Raw genomic sequence first — 14,373 nt, forward strand, 5'->3', positions numbered from 1 at the left:
TCCTTAATGAGTCTTGCTGCCCAAGGTGACCAGGCCGTCGGCACAGTCGCGTCCGAGCCAGCTGGTCCAGCCGAGGCGGCAGTTGTTGTCGGCGCCGATGCGCAGTTCACGGATCTCGTCCGGGCGAAGTTCCAGGCGCAGGTCGTAATCCAGCGGATCGCGCAGGGTGAAGCGCACCAGCGCACAGAGCGGCTGGTAGCCGCTGCCGATGGGCAGGAATTCGTGGAAGCGGTTCCAGTCCAGCTGGCGGATATGGATGCGGAATTTGCCGCTGCGGTCGCGGACCCGCTCGCCGAGCACCAGGCTTTCGCCCAGCTGGCTGTTGGCCTGGCCGAGATGGTTGCGTTGCTCGCCGAGGATTTCCACCTGGCGCTCCAGACATTGCTCAATGTTCAGCTCGGCGTGCTTGAAGTAGTAGCGCAGCACCGATTCGATCAGTGCCGCCGAGTGCGCGCGCAAGCTCAGGAGGCCGAGATAGGGCAGCAGGCGCTTCCAGTTCAGCTCCGGCGCGTTGCGGATGGCCTCGCCGCTGAGTCCGACCAGAGCGAACAGCTGCTCCGAGAAGGGGTCATGGGCGCCGCTGGTGAAGCGGGCTCGGTAGCGGTACTTCTGCCAGATCGGCAGCAGCAGGCGCTGCAGGCGATTGTTGAACAGGTCGAGAAAGTCGCGGGTCGGGTTGCCGTCCTCACTGTCGCCCAGTGCCTGTTCGCCGTAGAAGGCTGGCAGCGGCGAGCCGGCGCCGAACAGGCTGACCAGGTTGATGCGCAGGCGCGCCCGCCACTCGCTCTGCTCCTGGAAGAACTGCACCTGCTCGATATCGCTGCCGGGAAAGCCCAGGCTCGGGTTGGCCTGGAACTCCAGCCGCTCGTAGAGCGCCTCGTCGTCGAGGCCAGGGTTGAGCTGGCGCAGGTGATCAAGCACCAGCAGCACGCCCTGGAACAGGCTGTACTCGCGGATGCCGCGGTTGAGCGGTTTCAGAGCAGCGGTTGCTGACCCATGCGCGGCGTCCATTGGTACACCTCTCCCTGTGTGCTCTGCACGCGCAGCTCGTGATACGAGTTGAGGCTGGCGTAGAGGGCAAAGAATTCGTTGAGCACCGAGGCGAAGAGGAACAGATCGCCCTCACCGATGAAGCCGTCCTGGTTCATGGTCAGTTCGGTACGTACGCCACGCACCGGCAGCCCGCGATGCAGGCGATCGACGTGCTGGTGGGCGATATGAGTCAGGCCGCCGAGGCGCCGCCGGCTGACGTTCTCGGCATGCTTGTCGTAATAGCGCGGCAGGTCGTAGGTCTCGAGGATCACCTTGAGCGCCTCGACGTTGGCCAGCGACAGGTAGTTCAGCGACATGTTGCTGATCAGCTTCCACAGATAGTCGCGCTGCAGCGGCGGTGCGTAGCTCGGGGTGACCGCCGAGATATTGCGGAAGCTGAGGAACTCCGGCGTGTCTTCGCTGGGCCTACAGATGTCGCCGAGCTTCAGCTGGCGCGGCAGGTTCTGGTTGGTGCAGGTCAGCTCGATGGACAGCGTCTCGTGCTGGTCGAGGTTGCGCAGGCCGAAGCTGAGCCAGGTTTCCTGCCCTTCTCCGAGCAGCGAAGGTTGCTGGCGCACGCTGTAGTGCGGACGCGCCACCGGCACATCGAAGCTGGCGTCATGTTCGAAGGATTCGAACGGCACGTATTCTTCGTAGCCCATGCCGCCGGGTTTCCAGCCGGTGACCCGATCCACCGAGAACACGCCGCACTGCTGCGAATCGTACTCGGCGGGTAACAGCAGGTACTGGTCCTGCTTGCCGTCCAGGCGGATCGGGATGGCATCGTGCGGGAACAGGTTGACTACCGGTGTGCAGTACAGGCGCACGTTGTCCAGCGTTGGACGTATGCGCTGCACGCCGGCCTTGTGAATGTCGAAGCGCAGCTCCAGGCCGCGGGCCTGCTTGAGTAAATCCTCGGGGATGCGCTGGATGACCTCCAGACCCTTGAGGTCGACGAAGAGAAATTTGTCCGGGAAGGCGAAATATTCCTGCAGGTAGCGATAGCCGCGGAATGTATTGAGCGGGTAGGGGATCAGCGCCTCATCCTCGGCGAATCCCACCGGTTCGACCTGCTTGGCGTTGAGCTGCAAGGGCGTCAGCGGTCGGCCATCGGGACCGGTCAGCGGGTGGCCCTGCTCGTTCAGCGGCACCAGCTCGATGCCACCAAGGTGGCGCAACAGACTGAGGTAGAGCAGCTGGCTGATATAGGGCTCGCCCGCCAGATGCAGGCGCAGATGGCTGAGTCCGATCTCACCGAGATGGCCATCGGCGCTCATCTGCAGGCGCAGACTGAGCATCGCGCCGGTGCCCTTGACCGAATACTCCAGCGCCTGCAATGCCAGCGGCAGTACCTCGGTGGCGTAGGCGGTGCGAAAGCAGCAACTGACGCCCTGCACCGGATTGGATTCCACCGGCGTATTGCGCGGCACCGTCAGCGCCGGGCCGGGACGCTTCAGCGGATCGAACTGCAGCATGCTGAAGGCCGGCAGCGGGCGCATGTAGTTCGGCCAGAGCAGATGCATCAGCGAGTGGGTCAGTTCCGGCAGCTCGTCATCGAGCTTCTGCCGCAGCCGCCCGGTGAGAAAGGCGAAACCTTCGAGCAGCCGCTCGACATCCGGATCGCGCCCGGCCTGTCCGAGGAACGGCGCCAGCGCCGGGCTGCGCTCGGCGAAGCGCTTGCCCAGCTGGCGCAGGGCGGTCAGTTCGCTCTGGTAGTAATGGTTGAAAGACATGTCTAACGATTCATCCTTGTCGTTCCGTGTCCGGCGCTCGCGCGGATTGCGTCTAGCGTCGGCGGTAGCATCCCGTGGAGGTATCCATGTCCACGAGCAGGCAGTTGCCGCTTGGCACGAGTCTCATCCCGTCAAAAAACGCCCTCAGACCGCGTTCGCTCAACTCGATCTGCCCGTCCAACATCGCCCAGCGTCCTCGACCCTGGATGTCGAGGCTGCCGTAGTAGAGCACCGCCTCGAACGTTCCTTGCTCATGGAGCAGCAGCTGCGAGCCCATTTCCACCACGCCGACCAGTTCGTAGCGCCCGGCCAGTTCGCGCGGCGGCGGGGAAGTGTTGGTGCAGGCGGCCAAAGTCAGCGCTAGGACAACCAGCGCCAGGCGGGCGCAGCGTGAGGAGGGTTTACCACGAGCCATAGGGCACCCCATGTTGCCCGATATAGGCCTTGGCTTTATCGGAAAGGGGGCGATGTTCTCCGTTGGACGTGCCGCCGTATGGTCCGGCCTTGCTGATCGCTGCCTCGAAGCGACCGATTTCGATGGGCTCCAGGCAGGGGCCACCGACCCAGGCCTTGGCGATACCGCCGGGTGCCAGACCTATGGTGATGTCGTGTCGGTACAAACCGTCGATCATCCGCTTGTCCCCCTGGCAATAGGAGGAATGCTGCTCGAGCATTTCTTCGCGTACCCATTCGGGGATGTTGATACGCACGTTGTAGGTCTGCGGCTCGACCAGCGATTGCCAGCGTACGAAGATGATTTCAGGCAGGTCGATACCCGGCAGGTTCTTGCCGGCGCCGCTACCTACGCGCTTTGGCCAGCCTCGTGGATTGCCGCTGTTGTTGGAGGGGGACTGGATTGCCACGATGCCGCTATGCACTTGTTCATAGGCCAGTCCTCGGCGGTCGATCACGTCCACGCTTTCCACCCAGACTTCCATATAGTTGGGCGCCAGCAGCCCAACGTACCAAGCATTAAATGGCAGTTCGGGCTGGCCCTGGCTGGTGGCACAGCCGCCGAGTAGAAACACTGCGCAGACGAGGAGGAAGGTTCTCATTCGGGATAATCCTGTTGCGGCATGTTGTTGTAGCTCAGGCGGACGTTGGGCGCGGGCTTGCTGATCAGCAGACCACTGCTGGGTGTCCAGTGAGCTGAAAGGTGGATATAGCGTGACCAGAGCAGGCGCTCGTCCTCTTCGTCCAGGCCGTACCGGCTCCCTTGGGCATAGGCCAACAGGTTACTGGCAATCTTTTGAAGCTCAGCGGGTATTGCGGTTGTGCTTTCCTGGTCGTCGATAAAATCGAACGGAACGCCGTATTGCACAGCCAGCTCTCGCATTATTCTCAGATAGATAAGTGACAACTCGCCACGAACCTGGCGTTCGATGAACAGTAGGCCGTAGACCACGTCCTCCGGCGGCCGCTTGAAGCCGCGCTCGTAAAAGACAGGTTTACGGCTGGGCCAGACCTTGGGTTCTTTCAGCGCTTCGTCGGGCAGGCCGAGGGCTTTCCAGTGGTGATATTGCCGCCAGGTTTCGCGCGAGGCATGGGTCTGTTCGGGCGGCGTATTGGCCGGCACTGTGGAGCTGAGCGGGCGACTCAGCAGCAGCCGCTCGAGCATCAGGGGGCGGTAGCCGCCGCCAATATCCGAGTGCGCGCCGGGCAGACAGATTTCCTGGTGATCCGGGGCGACCCTGTTGAGGGCGAAGTTCCAGCGCTTCTCGTCGCGGGCGGTCAGTTGCAGCACCTTGCGTGCGCAGCCGGGCGGCAGATAAAGGTTGATGCCGGGGTTGAGGTGGTTGGCTGGATCATAGTCGCCTTTCAGCGGGTCGATAACGGCAGCCACCGTATCGAACAGGCCGATAAAGTTGATACGGGCATGGGCAGCCCAATCGAAGTTGTCGACCAAGCCGAACTGGCCGGGTCGCAGGGTGCCAGCCAGTACGCCGCCTCCGGGCTTGAGCAGTTCGTTGGCGAAATGCCGGGCCGCCGCTGCACCGCGACTGAAACCGAAGATATCGAACTCAAGAGTGTCGATTTGCAGGTCGGGGGTGTTTTCCAACAAGCGGCGCAGTTGCTTGACGATTTCATCGGGGCTTTTTATCACTCGCGCCGGTATTCCGGTGTCGCCCCGCCCGGTGATCTGCCCATAAAGCGAGTCGGCTTCGCCACTGCTGGTGCCGATACCTTCCATATAGATACGGACAACAGCGGATTCGGCATTGGTTGCTAGAGGTTGGTCGGTATCGTCCCGATACAACCCATACAACCGTGCCACATTGCTCGGCGCATTGCCGTAGCTGCCGTCGGGAGCCTGGGTGAAATAGCCGTCACCGTTGCTGTCGCTGAAACCATGGCTCTGGCAATAGTCGATGACTTCCTGCAGGGTGCGCTCGCCCACCAACTGCAGATCGTTCTGGCGGCATTGCGCGGTGACGGCGGCGTTGGCCAAGTTATTGCCGGTGCCATCGAAGAACACGCCGATACGGAGAGTAATGGCCTGGCGCGCCTGTTGCTGCGGCTGCTCGACCAGTTCCTCTTCCTCGTCTTCTTCTTCCAGGCCCAAAGGCGCGAGGTCCCCCGGCTCTTCCTGCCAGGCGCGGGCTAGCGGTGTGGCCGGAAGAAGGGACTTGACCGCGCTGGTTGCCGCAGCAATTGCAGCGGTCGCAATGCCAAGCGCTTCGGGTGCGAGGAAAGGCGCCGGGCTGTGACCGCTGCCGATGATCACCGTCCCCGAGCCTGCGGTGACGACATTGCCGTGGTTCCCCACACTGCCCACCACCGCCGCTGGTTTGCCATCAATCAGCACGTTGGGAATCACCGCGCTGGCCATCGCACCGCCGCAGGCGGAGGCGTCGCCTTGGCGCGCGGCCGGCAGGCCGTCGAACAGCACGTCGGGTGAGCCGACGGCAATGGGGTTGGTGCCATGGCCTGTCTTCGGACAGGCTGTGGGGTCGCCCAGGCGGGCTGCGGGTTTGCCGGACATCCGTTGTCTCCTTACTGGACCTTGACCTGTCCGCTGCCATCCAGGCTGGCGGAGAAGCTGACCTGACGTTTTAGACCATCTACTTCGAGCAGGCCTTCAATGGTGAAGGCGAGGCTCAGTGGGTCGTGGGTTCGCGGCAGTGACAGCACCCGCACCTGGGTCAGCCTGGGTTCGTACGCTTCGATGAAGCGTTCGATGGCGATACGCGCCTGCTGCAGCGAGTCGTGCAGCGACAGGCGCATATCGTTGAGATCGGGCAACCCGTAGTCGGGCAGCGTCTGCACGCTGCCCGCCCGGGTGCTGAGCATCTTCGCCAGATGGGCAGCCACCGAGGCCATTGCCGCGACTTCGCGGCTCCAGCCGGAACGCCGCGCGGCGTCGCCGCCGAGGCGTTCGAAAAGGCTGCCATATCCGTTCAAGTGCTTATTCCTTGTCCAGCTTGCCGACCAGCGACAGGGTGAAATCCGCGCCCATGTACTTGAAGTGCGGGCGCACGCTGAGGCTGACGCGGTACCAGCCCGGTTCTCCCTCGACGTCGCTGACGTTGACCTGGGCGGCGCGCAGCGGACGACGGCTGCGTACTTCGGAGCTCGGGTTCTCCTGGTCGGCGACGAACTGGCGGATCCACTTGTTCAGTTCCAGTTCGAGGTCAGTGCGCTCCTTCCAGGCGCCGATCTGCTCGCGCTGCAGCACCTTCAGGTAGTGAGCCAGGCGGTTGACGATGAACAGGTAGGGCAGCTGGGTGCCGAGCTTGTAGTTCAGCTCGGCGGTCTTGCCTTCCTCGCTGTTGCCGAAGAACTTCGGCTTCTGCGCCGAGTTGGCGGAGAAGAACGCGGCGTTGTCGCTGCCCTTGCGCATGGTCAGGGCGATAAAGCCTTCTTCGGCCAGCTCGTACTCGCGACGGTCGGAAACCAGCACCTCGGTCGGGATCTTGGTCTCGATCTCGCCCATGCTCTCGAAGTGGTGCAGCGGCAGGTCTTCCACTGCGCCGCCGCTCTGCGGGCCGATAATGTTCGGGCACCAGCGGAACTTGGCGAAGCTGTCGGTCAGGCGGCTGGCGAAGGTGTAGGCGGTGTTGCCCCACAGGTAGTGCTCGTGGCTACCGGCGACGTTTTCCTTGTAGACGAAGCTTTTCACCGGGTTGTCTTCCGGATCGTAGGGGTTGCGCAGCAGGAAGCGCGGCACGGTCAGGCCGACGTAGCGGGCATCTTCCTGTTCGCGAAAGCTCTGCCACTTGGTGAATTGCGGGCCCTCGAAGTGATCCTTGAGGTCCTTCAGATCCGGCAGGCCGGTGAAGCTTTCCAGGCCGAAGAATTTCGGGCCAGCAGCAGCGATGAACGGCGCGTGGGACATGCTGGCGACGCTGGCGACGTACTGCATGGTCTTGACGTCGGGCGCGCTGGGGTCGAAGAAGTAGTTGGCGATCAGCGCACCTACCGGCTGGCCGCCGAACTGGCCGTACTCGGCGGTGTAGATGTGCTTGTACAGGCCGGACTGTACGATCTCCGGGCTATCCTCGAAGTCGTCGAGCAGGTCCTGCTTGGAGGCGTTGAGCAGCTCGAGCTTGATGTTCTCGCGGAAGTTGGTGCGATCGACCAGCAGCTTGAGGCCGCGCCAGGAGGATTCCAGCGCCTGAAACTGCGGGTGGTGGAGAATCTCGTCCATCTGCCGGCTGAGCTTGGCGTCGATCTCCGCGATCATGCGGTCGACCATGGCCTTCTTAACCGGCTCGTTTTCGTTCTGCGGCTTGAGCAGTTCTTCGATGAAGGCCGAGACGCCGCGCTTGGCGATGTCGTAGGCCTCGTCGTCCGGGGTCAGGCGGGTTTCGGCGATGATGCGGTCGAGGATGCCGCCTTCGGCGAGGGGGGTGCCGTGCTCGACGGCGGCTGCGCTAGTGGTCATATGAATCTGCTTCCTTGTCGGTGATATCAGGCGTCCAGCTTCTCTTTGGCCGCCAGGCCCAGTTCGCCGAGTACGCGGTCACGCGAATCATCGTCGGCGAGTACGCTTTCGATGGCCTTGCGGAAGGCCGGGGCGTTGCCCAGCGGGCCCTTCAGGGCGACCAGGGCGTCGCGCAGTTCCATCAGCTTCTTCAGCTCCGGAACCTGCTCGACCAGATTGGCCGGGTTGAAGTCCTTCATCGAATTGATGCGCAGCTGCACGGCCAGCTCGTCATCGGTCTGCTCGTCCTGCAGACGGTTCGGCACGCCGAAGGTCAGGTTCAGCTCCTGCTTGGCCAGGACCTCGTCGAAGCTGTTCTTGTCGATGGCGATGGGCTTGCGGTCCTCGATCTTGCGGTCGTCGGCGCGCTGGGTGAAATCGCCCAGCACCATCAGCTTGAGGGGCAGCTCGACCTCTTCCTGAGCGTTGCCGGTGGCCGGCTTGAACGTGACGTTGATGCGTTCCTTGGGTGCAACCGAGCCTTCTTTGGCCATGGTGTTCTCCTTTGCGTTAATCCAGCACCACTTCGAGATCGAGGTGGCACAGCCTGCGGTAAATCTCATCCTTGCTTTCACGCACGGCGTGGTTCTGCGGCAGCAGCTCGCAACAGCTGTGCAGCAGGCGCAGTACCTCGAGGGCGAGATCGGGTTCCCAGCTGCCCAGGCCACTGGCCTCGAGCTGCTGGTCGAGTGCTTCGAGCTGGGTTTTGGCCAGCTCGTATTTCTTCGCCTGGTAGCACAGGCGGGCGAGGCTCAGCTGCCAGAAGAAGCGCTCGCGGCCGCCACGGGCGCGAGCCAGGCCCTGCTTGAGCTGTTGCACGGCGGGTTTGAGTCCCTCTTTGCGCAACAGCGGCAGCGCTTCCTGCAATGCCAGCTCCCAGCTCGGCTGCACGCCGCCAGCAGCAGGCGGCTCGTCCTGCCTGGCGGCTGTGGACGGCTGCACATGGGGCATGACCTGGCCGCTGATCCAGGCGCGGGTTTCGGCGTCGGCGAACGGGATGCCGTCGTGAAAGCGCAGCTCCTCCAGGCGCGGCAGCCGCTGCAGGAACAGCGCGAGCTGAATCTCCACCTCGCGCATGGCCTGTTCGGCCGCCAGCTCCTGCAGGCACTCCCAGGCCAGGCGCTGACCGTCCAGCCAGAACGGGGCACGCGCGGTGCTGTTCTCCAGATCCACCAGCAGGTCCGCGTACAGGCCCTGGGTGAAGCGTTCGCGGTAGTTGGCCAGCTTGTCGGCAGGTATCCCACGCAGGGCGGTGATCTGCTCGCCGTTGTGCTCCGGCAGGCTGTCGATGCTCAGCCACAGGAGCGTGCGTGAGAGGCGCAGCGGGCGCAGATCGCTGGTGCGCTGCTTGAGCCACCAGGCGGTCAGCGGGCGCGCCTGCTCCTGCAGATTGCGCACGGCCTTGAGCGCTTCCTTGTCATTCTCGATCGGTGAACCGGGAGCGAAGACCTGGCTGGCGACCTGCTTGACTTGGGCGAGGGCCGCGCCTACCGGTCCGGGCTGGGCCTGCCCCTGACTGGCGCGCTTGACCATGCCGTCGAGCTGGCGGCACAGCGGCAGCAGCAGCGGTGCGTCTTCGCCCAGATGGCCGGACAGGCATTGTTCCAGTGCATGCAGCTGCTCGGCGAGGCCACGGAACAGCGGTAGCTGCTCGCCGACCGGGACGTCTTCGGAAAAGGTCTGTTCGAGACGCGGCAGCAACCAGTTGATCGCGGCGGCACGGGTGCGTGGCTTGCGCGGATGCAGCTCGGTCCAGTGATTGCTGCACAGGTACTGCAGAACGCTTAGACCGGCCTGCAAACCGGCGAAGGATTCACGCTGGAACAGGCTCCAGGTCAGCCAAGCGGCGGCGCGCAGATCCTTGGACAGCGAGGTGAGCAGCATCTCGCTGCCTTCGCGGACCTTCTGCCAGTCGATACCGGTGGTCTGGTGCAGCGCCCCGGCCTTGGCCAGCTCGGTTTCCAGCAGTTCGAACTCGCTGCTGTAACGAATATCGTCGCCAGCGAAATTGCTGTCATTGACCGGCTTTCTGGCAAGTTCCAGATAATGCTTGCTGAGTGCGCTGGCGTGCATTGAGTCTTCCGTGACGCTCAAGTTCGATCCGTGAACTTTTGAAACAGCCGTAACTAATAAGAACAGCATGTTTCGAGAAAGGAGTGCGCAACTTCTTGCGCACCTTCCCTGCGCAACTAATTGCACAGGCCCTTATGGGGTGGGCATCCTAGACGGGGGGTATGCCTCATTCAAGGCGAGAAGTGTGATCTCTGTTGCAGTGAGAAATATTAGCTGACTATCGACGGAACTAATTCAAAAGTGCAGGGAAAGTTGCCTCGGCGATCTATTTAAGCGTGTGCGAAATAACCCAGTTGCATGTAAGTCATCACTTACATGCAACTATCTACTCGATCACAGAAAGATGATTGGTAGTGTTATAGCCGATAGCGGCGGCTGGTTAGTGCGCGGGGTCTGCGGTGATGGACACGCTCAACAGGTGCTGCTGACCTGGCTGCAATACCACCACGTCGTCCAGCACGTTGGCCGTCTCGATGCAGGCCATGCGCTGCCAGGCGTCGTCGGCGTAGCTGGACAGGCGCTTGGCCTTGTCGATCCACGGGTTCCACAGTACGGCGGAGCGCGAGCCGCGAGTGGTCAGCCGGATGCTGCGTTTCCATGCCGGGTCGATGAGCTGCAGGGTTGCCGGAAGCTGCAAGTAGATGCGGTCGGTTTCGCCGTTGAACGCCAGGTCGCCGTCCTGCTGCTGGCGCTGTTGCCAATCCAGCAGCGTATCGATGTAGGGGCAGCCGGCCAGGCCTTCTACGCGCACCTGATGGATGTCGCTGACAGCGAAGTAGCTGTGCAGGGCCTGGCTGATACTGATCGCCTCCGCGCCGACGTTGCGGCTGCTGAGGCTGAGCTCAAGCTCATCGGCCAGACGGATCTGCAGCGTCAGTTCGACCCGGTGTGGCCAGTCCGGCAGTGCGCCGAGCGCCTGCGAGCAGTGGAACTCGAGAATCGCCGTATCGCCTTCGCTGCGTTGTTCCCGCAGTTGCCAGGGTAGGGCGCGTACCAGGCCGTGGAAGGGCGCAGGTTGCTCGCCGCTGTAATTCGCCTGCACGGCTTGCGGGTTGCGCCCCAGATCGCCGAACCATGGCCAGCACACTGGCACACCGCCGCGTACCGATTGGCCCTGTTCGAAGGCGGCCTCTTCGCTGAGCCAGATGATCGGCGGCGCATCGCCCTGGCGATAGCTGAGGATCTGCGCGCCCTGTTCGGCGATCAGCAGTTCGTCCTCACCGCGACGTACTCGCCAGCAGGCAAGCTGGTTCATTTCGATGCGTTGGATATCGACAGGCATGGGGAATCTCGTAAGGGTTCGGATTTGCGTCTGACCGCAGAGTGAAGGCGGGATTCAGCCGGAGCGGTCAAAGGGTCACTGCCTCCTTGCGCAGGAAGCAGTGCGGGAGTCAGCGTCCCTGGCAGGCGTCGACTCGCAGCCAGCGCTCAAGCAGCTTGAAGCCTTGCATGAGGATAAAGGCGATCAGCAGGTAGATCAGGCCGGCGGTGAGGAACATTTCCTCGTGCAGGTAGGTGCGGGCGGCGATCTTGCGCGCCATGCCGGTCAGTTCCAGCAAGGTGATGGTGCTGGCCAGCGCGCTGGCCTTGAGCATCAGGATCACTTCGTTGCTGTAGGCCGGCAGGCCGATGCGCGTGGCACGCGGCAGGATGATGTGCAGCAGTGCCTGGCTGCGCGACATGCCCAGCGCGCGGGCGGCTTCGACTTCGCCATGGGGCACGTTCTGGATCGCGCCGCGGATGATCTCGGCGATATAGGCTGCGGTGTGCAGCGTCATGGTGATGATCGCGCACCAGTATGGATCACGCAGGTATGGCCAGAGCGCGCTCTGGCGCACCACGTCGAACTGCGCCATGCCGTAGTAGACCAGGAACAGCTGGACCAGCAGCGGCGTGCCGCGGAAGAAGAAGATGTAGCCGTAAGGCAATGCACGCACCGCCAGGTGCCGGGATGAACGGGCTATGCCCAGTGGCACGGCGACGATCAGGCCGGCGATGACCGATACACCGACCAGTTGCAGAGTCAGCCAGGCGCCGTCGATAAAGCTAGGCAGCCACTTGATGAAGATTTCCCAGGTCATGCTGCGCTCCGCACGAAGCCGCGGCCGGCACGTTTTTCAAGGAAGTGCATACCGACCATGGCGACGATGGTCAGGCACAGGTAGATGAAGGCCGCCACCAGGAAGAAGGTGAAGGGCTCCTTGCTGGCCGTCACCGCGATCTGCGAGCGACGCATGATTTCTTCGAGGCCGATCACCGAGACCAGCGCGGTGTCCTTCATCAGGATCATGAACAGGTTGCCGAGGCCCGGCAGGGCCAGGCGCCACATCTGCGGCAGGATCAGGCGGGTGAAGATGCGCCGTTTGCCCAGGCCCAGCGCCAGGCCGGCTTCACGGTGGCCCTTGGGAATGGCCAGCAGTGCACCGCGGAACACCTCGGTGGCGTAGGCGCCGAAGCACAGACCCAGGGCGATGGTACCGGCGGCGAACGGGCTGAGCGCGAGGTTCTCGATGCCGAACAGCTCACCGATGCCGCGAATCATGCTGATGGTGCCGAAATAGATCAGCAGCACCCAGAGCAGTTCGGGTACACCGCGCACGATGGTCGAATAGGTACCGCCCAGCCAGCGCAGCGCGCTGTAGGGCGAGGTCTTGGCGAGTGCGCCGAGCAGACCGAGCACCAGCCCCAGCGCCAGGGAGGCGAGGGCCAGTTGGATGGTCATCCAGGTGCCGGCGATCAGGGCCGGACCGAATCCGTGAAGGTCAGGAATCATAGGAACTCAAACACCGAAGCCCGATCGGCCAGCAGGCTGGCGATCGGGCTTCGGTTCGGTTGGATCAGTAAATGCTGAACGGGAAGTACTTGTCGTTGATCTGCTTGTAGGTGCCGTCGGCGATGATCTCGGCCAGCGCCTTGTTCAGCCGTTCGCGCAGTTCATCGTTGCCCTTGCGTACGGCGATGGCGATCTTGTCGTCATCGAATACCGGCTCGCCCTTGAACTCGAAGTTCTTGCCGGCGTCGCTCTTGAGCCATTCCCACTGCACGAAGGTGTCGGCGAGGATGCCGTCGACGCGACCGGAGGCCAGGTCCAGATAGGCGTTTTCCTGGGTGTCGTAGAGCTTGATGTCGACGACGCGGTCCAGGTTGTCTTCCAGCCAGGTGCCGGCGATGGTCGCGCGCTGCGCACCGATCACCTTGCCTTTCAGATAGCCCTCGTCGGTCTTGAAGTCGGTGGACTTGGGCGCCACGAACTGCAGCTTGTTGGTGTAGTAATGGTCGGTGAAGTCGACGGCGTTCTTGCGTTCCTCGGTGACCGACATGGAAGCAGCGAGGAAGTCGAACTTGCCGGCGTTCAGCGCAGGGATGATGCCATCCCAGTCGGAAGTGACCACTTCGCACTCGACCTTCATCTTGGCGCACAGGGCGTGGGAGATATCCAGGTCGAAGCCGACCACCTTGCCGCTGGCGTCGATCAGGTTGAAGGGTGGGTAGGCGCCTTCGGTACCAATCCGTAGTTTTTCCGCCGCGAATGCCTGAGTGCCGATGATCAGCGAGGCAGCAGCGGTCAGCAGGATCTTCTTATAGCTCTTCATGCGGTGTTGCTCCATTTAGCGATGGCTGGACATGAATTGTTTACAGCGCGCCGATTGAGGATTGTCAAATACCTGCTCGGGCGTTCCCTGTTCCTCGACCAGACCCTGGTGGAGGAATACCACTTCGCTGGACACCTGCTTGGCGAAATTCATTTCGTGGGTGACGAGCAGCATAGTCCGGCCTTCCTCGGCGAGCGACCGGATCACTGCAAGCACTTCTTGTACCATTTCCGGGTCCAGCGCCGAGGTGGGCTCGTCGAACAGGATCACCTTGGGCTGCATCGCCAGGGTGCGGGCGATCGCCGCGCGCTGCTGCTGGCCACCGGAAAGCTGATTGGGGTAAACGTGGCGCTTGTCGGCGATGCCGACCTTGGCCAGCAGGGCTTCGGCCACCTCGGTGGCTTCGGCCTTGCTCTGGCCTAGCACGCGGCGCGGTGCCTCGATGATGTTGTCGAGGATGGTCATGTGTGGCCAGAGGTTGAAGTTCTGGAACACGAAGCCCAGCTCGCTGCGAATCCGGTTGAGCTGCTTGCCGTCGGCGGCGACCAGGTCACCCTGCTTGTCGCGCTTGAGCTTGAGCTGCTCACCAGCCACCAGAATCTCGCCCTCGTGGGGGTTTTCCAGCAGGTTGATACAGCGCAGGAAGGTGGACTTGCCGGAGCCTGAAGAGCCGAGGATGGAAATCACATCGCCGTCACGGGCGGTCAGCGAGATGCCTTTGAGAACTTCCAGATCGCCGTAGCGCTTGTGCAGGTTGCGGATTTCCAGTGCAGGGATGGCCTCGGCCATGAGGGGTCCTCTTACAGACCGGCGAAGGCCGCCATGGTCTAGATATCTGATGGTGCGCTCCGCGCGAACTGCTCGCCGTCCTGGCGAGGCGCAAACCTAGCATGCGATGCGGCATGCGCCAAGCGCGATGCGGCGTTGAGCGGTATGACCGATCGGTCACGTTTCCCTGGCCAACAATGCGACTCCATCTGTATAGATGAAATCGACGCTGCACGCGCAGGCGCACTCC

At 62.8% G+C, this 14,373-nt stretch carries 14 protein-coding genes; all 14 read right to left on the reverse strand.

Going from position 1 to position 14,373, the window contains the following annotated elements; genetic code table 11:
- Positions 1-3: 3 nt before the first annotated feature.
- On the reverse strand, positions 4-1,011 hold the full coding sequence (gene tssG, locus BHD08_RS00980) for a type VI secretion system baseplate subunit TssG (RefSeq protein ID WP_125020504.1): 1,008 nt from the start codon (positions 1,009-1,011) through the stop codon (positions 4-6).
- Positions 975-2,765 carry a type VI secretion system baseplate subunit TssF gene (gene tssF / locus BHD08_RS00985; RefSeq protein ID WP_125020505.1) on the reverse strand — a complete coding sequence of 597 codons (1,791 nt, stop codon included), beginning with the start codon at positions 2,763-2,765 and terminating at the stop codon, positions 975-977. The genes tssG and tssF overlap by 37 nt, the downstream gene beginning before the upstream one ends.
- A gap of 52 nt (positions 2,766-2,817) precedes the next feature.
- A complete protein-coding gene (locus BHD08_RS00990; protein ID WP_125020506.1) occupies positions 2,818-3,180 on the reverse strand; it encodes a hypothetical protein in 363 nt (120 codons plus the stop codon).
- On the reverse strand, positions 3,167-3,820 hold the full coding sequence (locus BHD08_RS00995; protein ID WP_125020507.1) for a DUF2931 family protein: 654 nt from the start codon (positions 3,818-3,820) through the stop codon (positions 3,167-3,169). The genes BHD08_RS00990 and BHD08_RS00995 overlap by 14 nt, the downstream gene beginning before the upstream one ends.
- Complete coding sequence (locus BHD08_RS01000) at positions 3,817-5,748, reverse strand: PAAR domain-containing protein (RefSeq protein WP_125020508.1); 1,932 nt, start codon at positions 5,746-5,748, stop codon at positions 3,817-3,819. The genes BHD08_RS00995 and BHD08_RS01000 overlap by 4 nt, the downstream gene beginning before the upstream one ends.
- Positions 5,749-5,759: 11 nt before the next feature.
- Positions 5,760-6,167, reverse strand: a complete 408-nt coding sequence (tssE, locus tag BHD08_RS01005) for a type VI secretion system baseplate subunit TssE (protein WP_125020509.1) — start codon at positions 6,165-6,167, stop codon at positions 5,760-5,762.
- Between the two features lie 4 nt (positions 6,168-6,171).
- Positions 6,172-7,650 (reverse strand): type VI secretion system contractile sheath large subunit, encoded by a 1,479-nt coding sequence (gene tssC / locus BHD08_RS01010; RefSeq protein ID WP_125020510.1) that lies wholly within the window; start codon positions 7,648-7,650, stop codon positions 6,172-6,174.
- Positions 7,651-7,676: 26 nt separating this feature from the next.
- A complete protein-coding gene (gene tssB, locus BHD08_RS01015; protein ID WP_008567243.1) occupies positions 7,677-8,183 on the reverse strand; it encodes a type VI secretion system contractile sheath small subunit in 507 nt (168 codons plus the stop codon).
- Between the two features lie 16 nt (positions 8,184-8,199).
- On the reverse strand, positions 8,200-9,762 hold the full coding sequence (gene tssA / locus BHD08_RS01020) for a type VI secretion system protein TssA (protein ID WP_125020511.1): 1,563 nt from the start codon (positions 9,760-9,762) through the stop codon (positions 8,200-8,202).
- A 379-nt stretch (positions 9,763-10,141) separates the two neighbouring features.
- On the reverse strand, positions 10,142-11,044 hold the full coding sequence (locus BHD08_RS01025; RefSeq protein ID WP_125020512.1) for a D-hexose-6-phosphate mutarotase: 903 nt from the start codon (positions 11,042-11,044) through the stop codon (positions 10,142-10,144).
- 109 nt (positions 11,045-11,153) lie between these two features.
- Positions 11,154-11,843 carry an ABC transporter permease gene (locus BHD08_RS01030; protein ID WP_125020513.1) on the reverse strand — a complete coding sequence of 230 codons (690 nt, stop codon included), beginning with the start codon at positions 11,841-11,843 and terminating at the stop codon, positions 11,154-11,156.
- On the reverse strand, positions 11,840-12,535 hold the full coding sequence (locus BHD08_RS01035) for an ABC transporter permease (RefSeq protein ID WP_003281309.1): 696 nt from the start codon (positions 12,533-12,535) through the stop codon (positions 11,840-11,842). Before BHD08_RS01035 ends, BHD08_RS01030 begins: the two co-directional genes overlap by 4 nt.
- 64 nt (positions 12,536-12,599) lie before the next feature.
- Positions 12,600-13,355, reverse strand: a complete 756-nt coding sequence (locus tag BHD08_RS01040) for an ABC transporter substrate-binding protein (RefSeq protein WP_058065371.1) — start codon at positions 13,353-13,355, stop codon at positions 12,600-12,602.
- Between the two features lie 15 nt (positions 13,356-13,370).
- Positions 13,371-14,144, reverse strand: coding sequence for an ABC transporter ATP-binding protein (locus BHD08_RS01045; protein ID WP_003281313.1), 774 nt, complete (start codon positions 14,142-14,144; stop codon positions 13,371-13,373).
- Positions 14,145-14,373: the final 229 nt, after the last annotated feature.

This window comes from Pseudomonas sp. SCT, from assembly GCF_003864275.1.
GTDB classification, from domain to species: Bacteria; Pseudomonadota; Gammaproteobacteria; order Pseudomonadales; family Pseudomonadaceae; genus Stutzerimonas; species Stutzerimonas stutzeri_AE.